At 39.7% G+C, this 16,940-nt stretch carries 17 protein-coding genes; 3 read left to right on the forward strand and 14 right to left on the reverse strand.

From position 1 onward, the window contains the following. Positions 1–88: 88 nt before the first annotated feature. From AAC073_RS14725 to AAC073_RS14750, 6 genes are all read right to left on the reverse strand, one after another. On the reverse strand, positions 89–1,102 hold the full coding sequence (locus AAC073_RS14725) for an NAD-dependent epimerase/dehydratase family protein (RefSeq protein ID WP_339924546.1): 1,014 nt from the start codon (positions 1,100–1,102) through the stop codon (positions 89–91). Between the two features lie 60 nt (positions 1,103–1,162). Then, complete coding sequence (locus AAC073_RS14730) at positions 1,163–1,732, reverse strand: Crp/Fnr family transcriptional regulator (protein WP_339924547.1); 570 nt, start codon at positions 1,730–1,732, stop codon at positions 1,163–1,165. 1,006 nt (positions 1,733–2,738) lie between these two features. Continuing rightward, complete coding sequence (locus AAC073_RS14735; RefSeq protein ID WP_339924548.1) at positions 2,739–3,152, reverse strand: hypothetical protein; 414 nt, start codon at positions 3,150–3,152, stop codon at positions 2,739–2,741. Beyond that, entirely contained in the window at positions 3,113–4,285 is a 1,173-nt protein-coding gene (locus AAC073_RS14740) for a sulfatase-like hydrolase/transferase (protein WP_339924549.1), read from the reverse strand. The genes AAC073_RS14735 and AAC073_RS14740 overlap by 40 nt, the downstream gene beginning before the upstream one ends. Before the next feature lie 307 nt (positions 4,286–4,592). After that, on the reverse strand, positions 4,593–6,206 hold the full coding sequence (locus tag AAC073_RS14745; RefSeq protein ID WP_339924550.1) for a phage tail sheath C-terminal domain-containing protein: 1,614 nt from the start codon (positions 6,204–6,206) through the stop codon (positions 4,593–4,595). A 20-nt stretch (positions 6,207–6,226) separates the two neighbouring features. Continuing rightward, complete coding sequence (locus tag AAC073_RS14750) at positions 6,227–6,466, reverse strand: DUF1059 domain-containing protein (RefSeq protein WP_339924551.1); 240 nt, start codon at positions 6,464–6,466, stop codon at positions 6,227–6,229. Between the two features lie 704 nt (positions 6,467–7,170). Here AAC073_RS14750 and AAC073_RS14755 point away from each other — a divergent pair. Both AAC073_RS14755 and AAC073_RS14760 read left to right on the forward strand, forming a co-directional pair. After that, positions 7,171–8,550, forward strand: a complete 1,380-nt coding sequence (locus tag AAC073_RS14755; protein ID WP_339924552.1) for an FAD-dependent oxidoreductase — start codon at positions 7,171–7,173, stop codon at positions 8,548–8,550. Positions 8,551–8,574: 24 nt separating this feature from the next. Then, complete coding sequence (locus AAC073_RS14760; protein ID WP_339924553.1) at positions 8,575–9,684, forward strand: hypothetical protein; 1,110 nt, start codon at positions 8,575–8,577, stop codon at positions 9,682–9,684. 1,118 nt (positions 9,685–10,802) lie between these two features. On the opposite strand, the gene AAC073_RS14765 is transcribed toward AAC073_RS14760, so the two are convergent. The 5 genes from AAC073_RS14765 to AAC073_RS14785 form a co-directional block, all read right to left on the reverse strand. Then, a complete protein-coding gene (locus AAC073_RS14765) occupies positions 10,803–11,426 on the reverse strand; it encodes a membrane-binding protein (RefSeq protein WP_339924554.1) in 624 nt (207 codons plus the stop codon). Positions 11,427–11,515: 89 nt separating this feature from the next. Next, positions 11,516–12,412 carry a YHYH protein gene (locus AAC073_RS14770; RefSeq protein ID WP_339924555.1) on the reverse strand — a complete coding sequence of 299 codons (897 nt, stop codon included), beginning with the start codon at positions 12,410–12,412 and terminating at the stop codon, positions 11,516–11,518. A 195-nt stretch (positions 12,413–12,607) separates the two neighbouring features. Beyond that, positions 12,608–13,153 carry a hypothetical protein gene (locus tag AAC073_RS14775; RefSeq protein WP_339924556.1) on the reverse strand — a complete coding sequence of 182 codons (546 nt, stop codon included), beginning with the start codon at positions 13,151–13,153 and terminating at the stop codon, positions 12,608–12,610. Positions 13,154–13,484: 331 nt separating this feature from the next. Then, complete coding sequence (locus tag AAC073_RS14780) at positions 13,485–13,958, reverse strand: hypothetical protein (protein ID WP_339924557.1); 474 nt, start codon at positions 13,956–13,958, stop codon at positions 13,485–13,487. Between the two features lie 221 nt (positions 13,959–14,179). Continuing rightward, complete coding sequence (locus AAC073_RS14785) at positions 14,180–14,521, reverse strand: nitroreductase family protein (protein WP_339924558.1); 342 nt, start codon at positions 14,519–14,521, stop codon at positions 14,180–14,182. Between the two features lie 114 nt (positions 14,522–14,635). Here AAC073_RS14785 and AAC073_RS14790 point away from each other — a divergent pair, with 114 nt between their 5' ends. Further along, the gene (locus AAC073_RS14790) at positions 14,636–14,980 is read left to right on the forward strand and encodes a helix-turn-helix domain-containing protein (protein ID WP_339924559.1); all 345 of its coding nucleotides are present in this window, start codon (positions 14,636–14,638) and stop codon (positions 14,978–14,980) included. A 43-nt stretch (positions 14,981–15,023) separates the two neighbouring features. Here AAC073_RS14790 and AAC073_RS14795 read toward each other — a convergent pair whose 3' ends face one another. Genes AAC073_RS14795 through AAC073_RS14805 form a run of 3 tightly spaced genes read right to left on the reverse strand, consistent with a single transcriptional unit; the run spans position 15,024 to position 16,579 of the window. Beyond that, positions 15,024–15,566 carry a DinB family protein gene (locus AAC073_RS14795; protein ID WP_339924560.1) on the reverse strand — a complete coding sequence of 181 codons (543 nt, stop codon included), beginning with the start codon at positions 15,564–15,566 and terminating at the stop codon, positions 15,024–15,026. A gap of 51 nt (positions 15,567–15,617) precedes the next feature. Beyond that, positions 15,618–16,154, reverse strand: coding sequence for a cyclic nucleotide-binding domain-containing protein (locus AAC073_RS14800; protein ID WP_339924561.1), 537 nt, complete (start codon positions 16,152–16,154; stop codon positions 15,618–15,620). After that, the gene (locus AAC073_RS14805; protein WP_339924562.1) at positions 16,151–16,579 is read right to left on the reverse strand and encodes a (deoxy)nucleoside triphosphate pyrophosphohydrolase; all 429 of its coding nucleotides are present in this window, start codon (positions 16,577–16,579) and stop codon (positions 16,151–16,153) included. The genes AAC073_RS14800 and AAC073_RS14805 overlap by 4 nt, the downstream gene beginning before the upstream one ends. Positions 16,580–16,940: the final 361 nt, after the last annotated feature.

The raw sequence follows: 16,940 nt of genomic DNA on the forward strand, positions 1-16,940 counted from the left end.
GGTAGGATTATGGCCCAGATAGTTACAGGCATTACTTTTAGTGGAGGAGCCCAAACTGAAAGTCGCCTTGGAAGCTATCAAAAAAGACCTAATTGGTGCTTTTCTTTACCCAATCATTTTTTAAATACTTCAAAGAATCTATAAGGGCTACTTTGGAGGGCTTGGGGTTGAAATCCAATTCCTGTCTGGATTTCTGGATATCATAATCTTGTTTCAACCCATAAAACATGTCCAGATAATGCCGTTGCAACAAGGGTTCTTTGCCAGTGATTTTACTGATAAACTCCATAAGTCCTGCTACTGCATACAAAAGGGATTTGGGTACTTTTTTGGGTGTTTTTAATTTTAATTCTGGGTACAACTCAGCCGCTATTTTGACGCTTTCTTGTAAAGAAGTGTGTTTTTCGTTCGATAATATGTAACGTTCTCCATTTCTGCCCTTCAACATAGCCCTGTAAGCGCCTAGAGCCACATCCTTTACGTCAATCCAATTTAAGGTGACATTGGTGTCTACTGGGATTTGCCCATTCAAAATTTGATGTACTAGTTTGTTCGTATAGCTCAGTTTGAAGGCTTCACTGCCAATCATGGCAGAGGGTAAAATTAATACGGTTCTAATCCCATATTTTTCACCTAATTCTATGGCCAGTTTGTCAGAATCATTTTTGGAATTGTAATACCAGTTTCTGCGGTCCTGATTGTAGCCATTGTTAACGTTGGCTGGAAATTTAGTGAAGTCCAAAGCGGCTACTGAGCTTACATAGACAATGTTCTGTATGCCGCTTTCCTTGGCCAGGTCAAAAACATTCTGCGTACCTTTTACATTGTTGTCATAGATTTCGACCTTAGGGTTTTTGGCCCACATGCTGAAATTGGCTCCCACTGCATAGAGGTTGGTGATTCCTTTGAAGGCCTTTCTAAGTGAAGCACTATCTGTAATGTCAGCGGGTACTACTTCGCAATCCAAGCCCTCAAAAGGTTCTAGGTTGTTTATGTTTCGTACTGTTGCCCTTACTTTATGGTTTTTAGAAAGTAATAACCTGACCAAATTATTGCCTAAATGTCCATTGGCACCTGTTACTAGTGAAATTTCCTTGCTCATGGTGTTGAATTTTGTATGAGCAAACTTCAGCAACAATTAAGAATTCTAAAATAACAATTGTTAGAAAGCGATTTGCTTTCGTATACGGCTCAGTGATTGAGGTGCTATGCCTAAGAAGGAGGCAATATTGTCTACTGATACATTTAAAGCCAGTTTTGGATATTGATTTTGGAACTTTAGGTAGCGCTCCTTGGCGGTTAAAATTTGAAAATCTTTTACCCGCTCTAACTTACAGCTCAAATGCTCATTGGTGACAGTTTTCACAAGCTCAGCCCAAATCGGAGTCGATTCTTGCAACAATATAAAGTCGGGTTTTGAGATTTTTACCAGGGTACAGTCGGTTATCGTTTCATAATAATCCGAGGAGGGTGTTTCGCTCATAAAACTATCCAAAGATGTAAAGAAATCATGTTCAGGTACCAAATGTTGGACTACTAACTTTCCATCAATATTCTGATAGCCTTTGACGATTCCCTTACTCAAAAAATACACATAGCGTTCTATTTTACCTGGCTCCAAAAGTTTGGTTTGTGCAGGCACGTTTACTGTGGTCAAGTATTTCTCAAGTAAAGCAAGGACCTCCTTGCTTACAAAAAAGCGGGTATTAATATAATTGAGCAAATTTTTCATCAGTACGTGTTGAATTGGAAGGGTCAAAACCTAGGGATGGGGGCAAACCCTGAAACGCTCGCATCCTCAGATTAAATGTAATGGTATTTTATTTAAATTTTGAATTCCATCTCGGATTCGAAAGCTATATAATTAAGGATCTGTAACTACTTGGCGTCTGGATTTTGTCAGCATTGTTGCTAAAAACAGGCAACAATACCGCCAAAATCCGGTAGCGTTTGTGTTATCGATCCACGGGTTTTACCCGTGGTTATTGTTGTTGAAGCCCTTTAGGCTTCTTTTGTTTTCGTCTAAAATGAAGGGATATTGCCTATTCACCTGAGGTCAAAAATTTCAAAACACAATCGCCAAGGTGAGGCTTAGCGATGGCCCTGTGTGGCAAATCAGTGGGAACCCTAAAATAATAGGGATTGTGGTAATATACATGCCACGGCAAGTGTCCGATAGGGTTTACTGTTATGAATGAAATTCGGATTCGATAATAATTCAATTAATGTTCAGCATTTAGCTTTTGCGTCTGGATTTTGTCAGCATTGTTGCTAAAAACAGGCAACAATACCGCCAAAATCCGGTAGCATTTGTGTTATCGATCCACGGGTTTTACCCGTGGTTATTGTTGTTGAAGCCCTGTAGGCTTCTTCTGTTTTCGTCTAAAATTAAGGGATATTGCCTACTCACCTGAGTTCAAAAATTTCAAAACACAATCGTCAATCCGAGAATAAACAATTTAGAACGAGAAATTCAGATGTTATCCAATGCAGCACGCTAGCCGGGTGCAATCTTGGTAGCCCTAGGTAAACCGACGAAGGAGGTGCTACCCGGGGTGTGAATGGATGTTATTTGTAAGGCATTAGCCATCAGTAAGCTCAACCGTGAAAAGGGCTTTCCGCTAATGCCATTGGCCGTTTTCCAAGCGTTTTTAAGTCGTCATTCTTAGGCTTAGCAATGGGCCTGCTGGGCAAAGCATTGGGAATCTCAAAGTAGTTGGAACATCTCCACCTAAGAATTAATAATGACCAACATTATTGGGTCGTGCAGGAATGTTTGCAGCCTTCATCCTTTGCAGGAAAGCATCTTTGCTTTCGCCTGGACTTGGCCAAACATCACTGGGGCGATGGGAATCCGACATCATTTTATTTATCGCTTCCACTTTGTCTAAATTGTCAGCACTGATATCATTTTCCTGTTGGGGGTCAGCTATTAAATTGTACAATTCCAATTCAGCCCCACTTGCTTTATGGCCATAATAGTCACCCCATCTTACGGCTTGATTTTGATGGTGTTCCCAGTACAGGTATTCATGTTGTTTTTGCTTACCATTTCCCGTAAGTGTTGGTAAGATAGAGAGACCATCTATATCTGAAGGGGTACTAACCTGGGCTAAATCAGCTGGGTAGGGAGAAAATCCCAGAAAGCCCATATAAGATCGCTTTCGGAACCTGCTGGAATATGGCCTGGCCAACGCGCCATGGCTGGCACATGAAAACCACCGTTATATTCCTTGCTTTTTTGCCCTCTGGTAGGGGACAAATGCTTGAAAAATTCACTTAAAGTAGGGCCTTCTTCGAGATCGAGGTACCTTTTTTCATATCCCTGACTTGAATTGCCATTGTCGGAGGCAAAGAAGATGATGGTGTCATCATCCAAATTTAATTCTTCCAATAAGGCCATCAATCTTCCTACATCTCCGTCCATTCGAGAAATCATGGCAGCCCACTCTTTGTGTTGGATAGGCCAGTCCTGGTCTTTGTATTCGCCAAGTTCTGGGACAATAAGCGGACCATGAGGAGTAGTGTTCGCCAGGTACAGGAAGAAAGGCTGCTCTTTGTTTTGCCTAACAAAGTCAAGTGCCTTTTCATTGATGATATCAAAAGAATAAACAGCCGCTTTCGGGTCTTCTATGCCGTTGGGAATTACTCTTCCATCTTCATCATAAGCACTTGCCTTGGAATAGTTTTCATATTCATAATGGGATTCATTCCTTGGGAAATATACCTTCTCTTTATTGTGATACAGGAATTCAGGATAATAAGTGTGGGCTTGACGTTGGTTGAGGTAACCGTAGAATTCACCGAAACCCATATTGTTTGGAACCCCTGGTTGATTTTCCAATGCCAATCCCCACTTGCCAAACAAACCTGTTTTGTATCCCGCTTCTTGCAAAAGCATGGCCACCGTATAATCATCCTCTCTTAACGATTCGCGAAACGATTGATAGGAATTGCCCCTTACCCTGGCATGGCCTTGATGCAATCCCTGCATCAGGGAGGACCTGGAGGGAGCACATACTGTACTTCCTGCATACGCATTCGTGAATTTTATACCCTCATAGGCAATCCTGTCTATGTTTGGGGTTTTGATTTTCTCCTGACCATAAGCCCCCATATCTCCCCAACTAAGGTCATCACTTAGGATGAAAATGATATTAGGAACACGTTCATTTTTATTCGTTGCCTGATTGCCAGAACATGCCGGAAACAGGGTCAATGCAGTTATCAATGCCAATGCCCCTCGAATGCTGAATTGATTTTTATAAAATGGTAGGAACTTCACGTGATGCTGATTAATATTGGTTTAAAATGCACTTCCAAATTTTACCTGATTTTAAGGGGTTAAAGGAACCCTAATTAACTGTTTTAACTGGATTATACAATATAAATTTTAGTGAATAACCAGGTTTTATTTGCGATTTTTCCTTCGACAAGCTCAGGCGACGGTGCGGTTCCGATGTTTTCGTCTAACGTTTCCAGTGGTTGAGCCGGTCGAAACCACGTTATAGTTTATTGTATTTGTTTTCTTCTATACCGTTGCCTTCGGCAGGCTCAGATTACGAATTAGTTTTTTTTTGAAACCTAAACCCTTAACTCTTCTCCATCTCCTGCATAAAGCTAAGTTCAATAAATTCTGCTGGGTGGCTTATGGCTACTTTTACGGAAACCCGTAAGATGCCATTGAAAATATCTTCTGCCGTCATGGTGCTTCCCAAGCCTACCGCTACTGAATAAGCATTTGCCGGAGTTGATCCCATAAGCCCTCCTCGTTTCCAAATTTCATTTAAAAAGTTGGATACCAGGCTGTTTATTGTTACCCAGGTGTTGGCATCATTGGGAGCAAAAATATAGGCTTGCAGGCCCAATTTAATGGATTGTTCAAGATAGATGGCTGTACGCCGTACACTGATATACCTCCAGTCTTGAGAGTTGCCATCTAATGTGCGGACTCCCCAGACCAAAACTCCTTGTCCTATAAATGTACGAATGGCATTAATAGCTTGGCCGGATAAGGGTACATTCAGGTCTTCTTGCATTTCAGGGGTAATATTGATCGCAGAAGCAATGACACCATTTATGGAGACGTTTGCTGGTGCCTGCCATACTCCTCGGTTATTGTCTCCCAAGGTGTAAATCCCGGCCATGGCAGCAGCAGGAGGCATTAGGTTTATTTTTTTTAATAGTGCACTAATAATTAGTTTATAATCATTACTTATCTGGAGCAGGCTTTGATGTGCATTTTTCTGCCTTTCTCTCTTGTTTCGAAGCTTTTCTTCCTCGCTAAGGTTTGATTTTTCTTTTGGAAGTTCATCTGCTCCTTCAGCAGCGGCTTGGCTTGTCAGGTCTGCTGTCAAGCGCAAAAAGCTCCCTTTTGCATCTTCATATTCCAACTTGGCAGCTTCTATTTTGAGTAAGCTGTCCACCTTTATCAGGGCATTGTCCGATAAGTTGGCTACGGAAAGTGCTGATTCTTGGTAAAGGTTGGTATATAGCCAGGGACAATAGGCCGCTGCATATGAATTGTAAGTGGCTTGGATTGGGTTCACGTTTTCTCTAAAGGCAATAATGCTTTCTAGTGGGTTCGCAATTGGTCCCCAATAGCCTCTCGGAATATCCAATATTGCCATTCGGTTACCCATGGCACCACAGTGGTTGATCATATCGGCTTGTAGTGCATAGGCTGCTGCATATCGGTCTTTTAATTTCGTATGTTTAGGGTCCATTAAATCAATGGCATCGGGAATGAGGAGTAGGGTAGGTTCATTTTCTTTTTCCAGGGCTTTGATTCCTGTCTTTAGCGCATTCAAGCTTAGTGGACTATCGTAATCGCCCACACTAATAATGGTGCATTTCCCACCACCATTTTGATAAAAAAACCATAGGGCGCTGTGCATGCGATAGGTGGGGCCAGTTGGTTTGAAGGCAAAGGTGTCATTGTTGTCGCCAAGAGTAAAATCATGGTTGTCTGTTGGGCTATCGTCAATGTCAAACTTTATTAAAGGAGCTTCTTTACCAAATATCTCTAAGAAATCCGCAAATGAATTGATTTCAATGGCTTTGTTAAGCAATATTTTATCGCCATAGCTGGTGTTTCGGGTATACCCAATAAAGGCCGGGATGGAGGTTGGCACAGGAAAAATTGAATTTGGAAAGGCTTCTTTTTCGACGATGTAGACGCCTGGAGTTTTCATTTGCTTGGACATAGTTGCTATATTATGCGTTATTATTTATCCTCAGGTAATGCATCAAATTGTTTTCGTTTGTCATCGAACCATTTTCTCATGGCCTCAGGGGATTGCAATAATTGCTGCATCTCTTTCATGGCTTGCATATGAGCAGGATCTTTTTTTTGGAACATTTCCTTGCCATGGTTTTTACTGAGTTCAGCCATTTCATCAAAGGTATTGGCATGAAATGTTAGGTCACAAGCACCCCCAAGTTGGTTACAGGTCATTGTTTTCATTATGGATAAGTTTATTGTTTATCAAAAGGATTGATGTTGCATAGGAATATTTTTTAGGCCACTACTGTATCAATTATTTGTCTTTGATTTTGGTATTCTGCTGTAAAAGAATCAATATAAGCAAAATCCTTTGGCTTCGGAAGTCTGGCTTCGACGGGTTGACTTCGACAGGCTCAGCCACCGGTCATAGGTTAAGGATTTGGCTAAAGCCAGTAAGCTAGGTGAATTTCATACAACCCTCCAGCTAAAGCTGAGGGCTATTGATAACCTGACCCTTTGTTGCAAATTCCCCTTCTCTTATGGCAGGGGGATTTTTTCGAGGATTTTCAATATAAAATTGATCGAAGTAATTGATAATTACGTAATAATTCCCCCTGAGCTCCCTTTAAAGGAGGATTTCGGTTTTTTTGAATTTCCGAGTGCGTTATTGACATTTCAAATCGTTAGCCGGTTTACAGGGTACCACCCAATATTCTGGCTTTACCCAACGTCCAGAATTTATTAAATATGCCTTTTACAAGGGTACAGAACTATAGAATTCCATAGGATATTCTTACCTTAGTCCAACTTGCAATTTAGGTTGAACCAAAGTTGCAGGATTTTCCTTGATTCAGTTCTTGTGGTACCAAAACAAGAATAAGTTGTGGAAAAATACTTATATAATCAATTGTCATTTTGCCTGTAAAGGTTGAAAATATAAAAATATGAAGCGTAGAAAGATGATTTCCACTATGGGAGCCATTTCCCTTGGAATTGCCTCTTCGCCACTTGCCAAAGCAGAAGTGGTAAAAAAGCCGTATAAGGTAACGGAGAAAACAATAGAAACGGATATTTTAATTGTTGGTGGTGGCACTGCAGGGGTAGTGGCAGCCATTCAAGCAGGAAGAGCGGGTGCTAAAACAATCCTGGTAGAAAGTGGTAGTCAATTGGGAGGAACCACCACTACCGGAGGCGTTTCATTTCCTGGAATCTTTCATGCCTGGGGAAAACAAGTCATCGGAGGTATAGGATGGGAGCTGGTGATGGATGCGGTGAACCTAAATGATGACATTCTACCCAACTTCTCTATTGTTCCCAATAATACGACCATTCGGCATTGGAGGCATCAGGTAACAGTTAATCCAGCACTCTATGCAATGCTTGCGGAGGAAAAATGTGTGGAAGCTGGAGTGGAAATCCGATATTACGAAACGCCCACAACCATCACATTTAACAAAGGCAAATGGTCTGTAAAAACGGTGGGTAAAGGGATCAGCAATGAAATTATATGTGACCAAATCATTGATTGTACCGGTAATGCTACCGCTGCATCGATAGCCGGATATAAGTTATTGAGGGAAGAAGACACGCAGCCCGGATCCTTTGTCTTCAGAATAGGTGGTTATGATTTGGAATCGCTAGACCTTTCAAAGATTCCAAAGGAATACCATTCCAGGCTTAAGCAAAACATGCTTATCAATAGTGATGTGAAGGTGGAATCATCCGTTAATAATTTCCCTCCTACTTCTCCCTATAATTATGTCTACGTACATGGTGCTGACTCCTCTACGTCGGAACTACATACAAAGGCCAACTTAGAGGGTAGGGCTTCACTATTGCAATTGATTAGAAAATTAAGAACATTCCCAGGTTGTGAAAAGATAAAATTATTGGATGCCAGGCCCGAGACGGCCATTCGGGAAACCTACCGAATTGAAGGGCTCTATAAAATCACCCATAATGATTATGTTACAGGGAAAGTCTTTGAAGACTCCTTGTCCTATTCATTTTACCCTATTGATTTGCACAGAGACGGAAAATCCATTTATCAGGAATTTTTAAAAGAGGACGTCGTTGCCACCATACCGCTCAGGGCATTGATACCCAAAAACAGCCAGAACTTCTTAGTTGCTGGTCGTTGCCTGAGTAGTGACAGGCTTGCCAATTCTGCACTTCGAGTTCAGGCATCGTGTATGGGAATGGCGCAAGCGGCGGCAGCAGCAGCAGTATTGGCCATTAAACATAAGGTTACCCCAGCAGATGTGCCTCTAGCAGAATTGAAAAGTATGCTAAAAGAACATGGAGGGATAGTACCCAATGCATAAGTTGTTCATTCAAATTATAAATAGATGATCAATTGGATCAAGGGCTTATTGGTTGGGGCATTATTGCTCCCTTTTACTTTTGAAAATGGAGCGGACATCCGATACTTTCAACAATCGACCATGCCGCTATCTGATTCCTCTGATGTAATCGTATCCTCTATTTATGATTCGTTAGCCAATCGGGATATTTACCAGGTAAAAACATCAACTGGTACTCCCGTACATTATTATATTGAACTTCAGGAAGGGGTATGTTTTGAAAATGAATGCCGTCCGCTAAATATACTGATCTACTGGAACATAACCGGTAGGTACCTGGGTTTCGAACTGGTGGATGGGGAATTTCTAAGTAAATATGACCACGAGCCTTTTTCTCAAATGGAATACAAGCAACTGCATCAGTTGTTGGCAGATCCATTCCTGCCATTGGGAAATTATACTTTTGAAGAATTGGTCAAAAGACCAGAAACAGACAGCACTTCTCTAGACGGTGTTTCAGGTGCAACAATGAAAGACGTGCTGGAATATATAGTACCCGGAGCAGCTTACACCACGCATAAACTATGGAATGTAATCCATGGACCGATTCAGCAGCAAGTTAGTAAGCTGACAGCGCAGCAACTTGATGCCTTATTGTTTAATAAAATTCTAGAAAGCAGCGATGAGAGTGATTGGACCTGGGCGATAGAGCGGATCGGGTTGCTTCCGGATTTAGATGATTTTGTTATCAAATCAATAGTACAGATCCTAATCGAGGGAGAGCATTTCCAATCCTACCTTCTTTTGAAATCACTTTCTTCAAGGCAACTGGAATCTGAGCATTTGCAGCTTCATCTTTTCAACCTTATTGGAAAGGTCGACTTTAGCATTGAAAACATGATTTTTGATAAATTGGTTGATGCGTCTCTATTACATGGTTCTGTTGTGCATGCTTCGATTTCCATTCTAAAAGAATTGAGCGGTGCACAGTTGGGGAAGTTGCTAAAGCTTTATTCGCATCATAACATTGAAAATGCCGGATTTAATCAGGAACTGAGCCATCTGGTACCCAATGAAAACAGTTTTGTGGAGCGGCAGGTGTTGCAGTTTCTAGAAAATCAAAACCAAAGCGCTGACGCAACAGGGGACCTGTAAGTTTAGTGTTGACCTACATCTGGTTTGGACCTGGTCAAAGTTTATCGTTGCGTAACTTATACCTACCATAACGAAAGTTTTCAACTTTCGATAAAAGGCTCTTCTTCGGTAAGGGATTGGAATCAATGGCTTGGGTTGGCATAGGAACTGGATCCTGTTAAGCTAAAGCTACAAAGTTGTGTAATTTCATTATTTAGTCCTTTAAAGCGTTTACGTCACTTTGATTTTGTCAGCATTGTTGCAGAAAAGGGGCAACAATACCGCCAAAATCAAGGTCGTGTAGCTTTCCTATACCACGGGCTTCACCCGTGGCTATTATAGTTTCAGCCCTTCAGGCTTCTGCGTTTCATTTGGGAATGGCAAGCTTATCATAATTAAAAGGTTTAGCAATCCTAAAATATTTACTATTTGAAAAAACCCATTATCAGCAATCCTTTCCTTATGGTCAAAGTTTAGCGCAACCTAATTTGGGCCTATCCTATAGGTAGTTTTCAACTTTTGTTAAAAAGGATACCTACTCAGTCAGGCATCTGTAGCTATGTCTTTGACAGGTTCAAGTACCGGAATAACGTTAAGGTTTTGGCTAAAGGCCCATAGTCGTGTAAATTCATTCCATCCCCAGCTAAAGCTAGGAGTAATTGATAGCTGACCATTGGTGCAAACCCTATGAAAATCGTATAAATTTTAAATACATCATTTAGTCCTTTCAAGCGTTTACGTCACTTTGATTTTGTCAGCATTGTTGCAGAAAAGGGGCAACAATACCGCCAAAATCAAGGTCGTGTAGCTTTCCTATACCACGGGCTTCACCCGTGGCTATTATAGTTTCAGCCCTTCAGGCTTCTGCGTTTCATTTGGGAATGGCAAGCTTATCATAATTAAAAGGTTTAGCAATCCTAAAATATTTACTATTTGAAAAACCCATTATCAGCAATCCCATAATCGTGTAAATTCATTCCATTCTAGGGCTATTGATCAATGTAGGTATTGAATTATTTTCAGGATTTCCTATGAATTAATTCAATAGGAATGGGCTTTAGCCCATTTAAAAAAGGTGATTATTTTATCATGGCTTTAGCCAAAAATTAGGGTAAAAGAGGGATTAGATCAAAAATCTTTTAATCTTCATATTGGACAACTTCATCTTCCAGCCCTACACAGAGGACGGCTCTTTTGAGACCAAAAATTCTCCCGTTTTTTGCTTCATAATTGGCAAACAAATCCCCATTTTTCCTAAAGGCTTGTTGGAGACCTTCCTCTCTCCCCATGTTTAGGGTAAGGACCTTGAAAATTTCACCTGTAGGGTACCATTTTTTTTGAACCCCATGCAATTTCCCTGAATAATATTGAAGATGGGAAATTAATAGATGGGAGACATCAGTTGTCCATGTTTTCTTTTCTCCATGCAATCTCCCTAAATGGTAATAGGCCAAATGTTTTATTCTACCATCAGGATACCAGTCGGTGGTTTCATTTTGCTTTTTACCATCCAATATCCCAATCTTTTGCTTTAAGGTACTGTCAGGGTAATAGCTTATGGCATAACCTGAAAACTTCTCCCCATCTAGCGTCCAAAGTGAAACCTTGTTGTTGTAGACAAGTTTTGATTTGTCTATAGTATTCGTGGGTACCTCGAACAAAGGGATCGCTTCCTTTGCTTGGGTAATGATTGCTGTTTTTGATTCTTCCTTACAACTTGCAATGGAAAGCAACAGCAGTATAAAAATGAAATTTCTAATCATTGTATACAATTAACAAAATAGGAATTGTCCTTAGTTTCAGGTTTGACATTTCGAACAATTCTTATTCTGGAAAAACAGGAGGTGCCGGATTACATTATTGAATTTGGTGTTCCTTGTAGATCTACACCGAACAATAGAATATAGGAACCTATATAGGTTTCATTGATAATGTGGTAGTGATAAAATTCTTCTTCATCACTGTGCTGGGTTGCGGAAATGTGTCCGCCAGATGCATCCAGATTAGTGGGATGGTCATCGGTGGAATTACATTTTCTTCCATAGAGTAAAAACCCATCTTGTAATATGCCAATTAATTTTTCATCATCGTGAGACAAAGAGGTGTTTACCTCTACATCGGTAGATTCAAGGTGATAATGATAGCCTGTTGGTCCCATATGGGCTCCGGCATAATCAAAACCTGATGCTACATTGGCAGATAAAGCTATGTTTGGACCTTCTTCATCATTGAATATGGGAGCTCCTGTAACTGCAATACCTATAGCACCTAAACCGGTAGCTGAACTTGAAGAAGATTTTTCGGGTGCAGCAGGTACGGTAACTGTGTAACTTCCACTAGAAATGGTTCCAGGAGACATTTCACTAGTACTGGCAACAAACGGTTCAATGTATAGGCTGTTATTCGTTGACCAATAAGGAGAAGTATGGTTTGGAAGCCCATTGGATTCGATGGTGATATCCTCCCCATCAAAAGAAATGGTGACAGCATTTTCATTGAACTCATTAAATGCCGCTATGGGCGTGCTTCCTGTAGAAGCAGCGCTGCTGTCATCTGTATCGCTGTTGTCAGCTACATATCCGCTAGGTTGGACGCAAGCGGTTTGACTCACATCAGCATTTCCTAAACCGTCGCTGTCAGTGTCTTGGTACCATTTGGTTTCAACACAAACCTCTTCTTCGTTGTCACAAGAGCTAATCAATATTGTCACTCCAAAGAGCACAGAGAGAATTGTTTTCGAGTGCTTCATTTTACTTAAATTTTAAAAATTGATGATAAATAGTAATGGATAAAGGTTTAGACTCCTTTAAATGAAAAATCCCTCGCTAAAAGAGAATATTTTTCCATTACTATTTTTAGTTTTTAAAGAAAAAGTAAGGCTCAGCTAACCGCTGGTAGAGCCTATATTGTAGCGATTTCAATTGGACAATTACCTGTCTCAGCTTTAATCATCCAATTTTTGAAAGCAACTATAAATGGAAGTTTTGATTGCCTTTAGGTACAGCTTATCTATAAAATCATAGTTTGCATCCATAGATTTCGCTTCAAAAAAAGCTGTAGAGGTACAGTATTTCATCATTTTTCCCGCGGCATTTAACAATTCTATTTTGGTTTCAAATTCAACATACTCCCTTTCGTTAAAAGTATGGGCCGAAAACTCCTGAAATCCACGCAAAATGGTACATTTAACGCTTATTTCAGTATCTCCATCAGAGAAATAGGACTCAATCTGATCAATGATCAATTGCTCTTGCTCATTATTTAAAATGGGTGAAACTTTATCGGATTGACCAGGAAAGGATATTACGTTCAAGCGTATTTTTTCACTTGTGACATTAGGCCTTTCGTCTAAAATCTCTATATCCATTAACTTACTTGAAATAGCTATTTCTTCTGTCTCGAAATTGCGGTCCAAAATAGCATATTTGGAAGTACAACTTGAAAAAATAATTGTCCCAAAGATTAAAAACGAAAAAAACAATCTTGACATAAAAATACTTTTTAGAAGATAAATAAGTGAGTTAATCATCTGCCTAGATGGTTAATTTTCCCTCTTTCAACAACAAGGCAACAGAAAAAAAATCTCCGAATTGTTTGTCGTACAAACGTAGTCGGTTTTTGATTAATTTAAAAGTACAAGTTGAGAGAAATATATGAATTCTTCAATAGTAAATTACAATTTTGCCTAACCTAATTTGCTCTTTCGGGTACAGTTGAATTTTCACTCATTTTGTGGCAAAATCTAACCTACAGCTCGTAATAAAAAATTAACGGTGAGCATTAATTCTATAATATTTTAAAATAACGAAATATCAGATACTTTAAAAAGCGTATCCCAATCCTATTCCAAAGCCAAGAATTCCAGTTTTTATTTTGAATAAGAAGCCCCCGCTGGGTTTTTGGAAGCGATAACCAAAATCCAAACTTGGCAGAATAAAGGTCCTACCATAATTATTATCATAACCCAAAAAAGCACCTCCATTGACCTCAATATGGTGATTTTTCCTTCCAGATAGCATGGTCATGGCTGCCAATACTCCTGGGCCTCCTTGGTTCAATAGTATACCTCCATACCCTAAACCTCCTCTACCGTACCAGGTGAAGTATCCTCCATCGTTGACTAGGACTTCAATATTCATCAAAGCTTCTAATCCTGGGACGGCACCAACACTAGCATAAGCATTGATCTTGTTAAATTCTCCCTGCGCCATAAGTGGATTGTTCGTTCCTAAATAAATAATTCCAATCAAGACTAGATTTAAAAGTATCCTAGAAGTTTGGTTTGTGTTTGACATTGTGGGTTTTTAGGTAATACCAATTATTTGGAAAGCCTTTACTTATTGGAATACTTTTCTATTTAATTAAAGGCTTTATTTACCTAATATAAACCTAATTCCTAATTATCCCCTTGTTATACCTGATTTAAATTATTAAGTAAAAGAAGCCTTAGCATTTAATGAACAGGTATATGAATTGATGTTTACTAACGAAATTAGCCGGGCATAATGTCGAGTAATTACATGGTTATGCAAATTGCAGGTAGCTCGGTTGGAAACCTACCCGTCAGGTCTTCTACCCCCAAAACATGTTGCATATAATCCTCATCTGCGGTGATTCTTGAACAAAATAAAACCACGTGGGAAGCTTTTAAAACTTTGGCTTCATTGAAAGTAAAAAAGCCTTGCGTTCCTTTTGCAATTCGCTTTTTGCCTTCTTCAGTTGATGCAATGATAAAATGCCAAGGTTGTAAATTCGTGCTGGAAGGACTCATCCTTAAAAGCGCCTTGACCCGGTCAAAATCTTCACTTGAAATTTTGCTATTACGGTCAAAATCTTTGGCCGAATAATACCAATTCAATACATTTTCAATATATATATAATCAAATGCTATATATTTTATAGTTGCAAACTTATAGATAGTTTGATAACTTTGTGATAAAGGTCAAAAAGGATAGTCTTAAATTATTTGCTAATGTATAAGTTCAAGGGAAAGGAATACCCATGTTGTGCAAGTTTAACGATGGGGCTAATAGGAGGGAAGTGGAAAACAGTGATCCTGTTTCACCTAAGGAATGATACTTTGCGCTACAATGAGTTGCGTAAAGAAATGCCTACGGTAACGGAGCGGACCCTGAGTCTGCAGTTAAAAACCCTGGAAGAAGATGGCATCATCAAGAGAAAGGTGTACACCTCCAAGCCACCGTTAAAAGTGGAGTATTCGCTAACCGATTTTGGAAAAACATTGATTCCAGTAGTTCAGTCCATAGCAGATTGGGGCCATGACACTGTTCAAAATAACGCGGAAGTTTCGGAGTAAATAATTCAATTGCCGCTAAATATTGAAAAGGGAGAAGCATAGACTATACCAGGTTTTTTCTGGCTTGTACCATGTGTCGGTCATTGTGATAGATGACTACCCTAAGGGTATCGCCTAGCCTCAACTTGATCCATTTTGAGATGCTAATGGCTGTTTTGGTTTTGTTCAAATCCACTTTGCTGGCTTTCTCCAAGAGGTTCAGAAGCTGTTCCTGTTGGGTGAGGAACCTATGAAGGGTTGATTTGTCTAATTTGCTGCCCATTGGGTTTTTGTCGTTGAAGGTTTTCATTTTATTCAAATTCTCCTTAGGCAACATGCTTTTGGCGAAATAATTACCTAAAATGCCAGATTTGAAGTTCCCCTTGGGGCTAATACTAGAATTTTCGATGGATTTGTTTAATTCAGGGATATAAAAGTCTCCATACAGGTTTAGGTGTTCGATGCATTCCAAAATGCTCCAACTGTCTGGCGCTGGTTTCCAATTTAACTTTGTTATTGGCAAATCACTAAATTTTTGGATTTGGTTGATGTTTATTCGTGTACGCTCGACCAAATCCTGTATTAATTCTTCTGATGCTATTCTCATCCTTTTTTTGCCAAAATTCGGGGTTATTTCCAGTAAAAACATTGATTAAGATCAAGACTTTTTAATTCTGGACAATGTTTCAGGGGTCATTCTCAGATAGGAGGCAATGTATTTGTTTGGGATTTCCTGAAACAATTGAGGGCTTCTTGCCAATACCCGCTTGTACCTTTCCAGCGGAGATGTTGTTAAAATGTCGCGTTCTCTTTCCATTTGTTGGTAGATAAGGTCACCAAGCATTGTTTGCCAGATTTTGGTGTTTTCAGTCGACCTGTCAATAAATGCCATGAAGGTTGCTTTTTTGATTACCTTCAATTCCGTTTTTTTGATTGCTTGAATGTATAGGTCAGATGGTTTTTCGCTGATAAATGAATCCAAAGCAGCAATGAAATTGTTTTGGTAACCAAACCTGATGTTGTTCTCTTCAAACTCTTCCAAAACGTAAATTCTCAAACTTCCACTGGCCACATAATAGAGGTTGGTATCAGTGCTCCCTTTAACCTTCAGGTATTCTTTTCGGTTTAAGACCAGCTTTTTATCCCATAATTGCTGCTGTTCAATTTGCGCTACAAAGTTTGAAATCAAGCTCATTTTCTACCTTTTATTCCTAATGAATCCATGGATTTGATTGCCATCAATTTATCTACTAAGGGGATGTCTGCAGCTGCCCAATCTAATTTGTGTAGCTCCTCCAAATGTAACCATTCATGGTGGATATGTTCATGTAGGGTAAGGGCTTTGGATTCAACCTCGCAAATAAAACCATGCATGGTCAAATCAAAATCAGGGTATTGGTGAAATACAGTAAGGAACAGGTGTTTAATGTTCGTTTTTAGGTTCAACTCTTCCTGCAGTTCCCGATGCAAGGCTTCTTCTATTGTTTCCCCCGCTTCAATTTTCCCTCCCGGAAATTCAAATTTCTCAGAAATATAAGGGCGTAAGTTTTTGGGTCTTTGCACACAAAGGACTTGCTCTTCGTGAAAAATAATGGCTGCAACTACTTCAATTTTTTTCATCAATGTGTTATTTCAGTCTACTTGAAAGTACTCTGTAATTTGCATCGGTCCCTGAGCCTGTCGAAGGGATCTATGGTGCTAATTGGATGGGTGAATTAAATTTAGCTTAAGGAATATTGTGATTTTATGCGGTTAATTCAATCAAATTACCTTCCGGTTTAGCAATGACACTTTCATAATATCCATCTACCTCCCTCTATCGCAGCCCCTTTTCCACTTAAACCAGCTGCATACTTGCTACCGGTGATTCTGTATATCAGCACAATTAGCTATAAGCACCACGTTCGATTCGTCCAAGCAGATCCCTAATTTCTGGATAAATGACTGATTCTTGTGGTTACATTCTTCCTATGGCCATGTT

Origin of the sequence: uncultured Cyclobacterium sp., assembly GCF_963977555.1 — a bacterium.
GTDB lineage: Bacteria > Bacteroidota > Bacteroidia > Cytophagales > Cyclobacteriaceae > Cyclobacterium.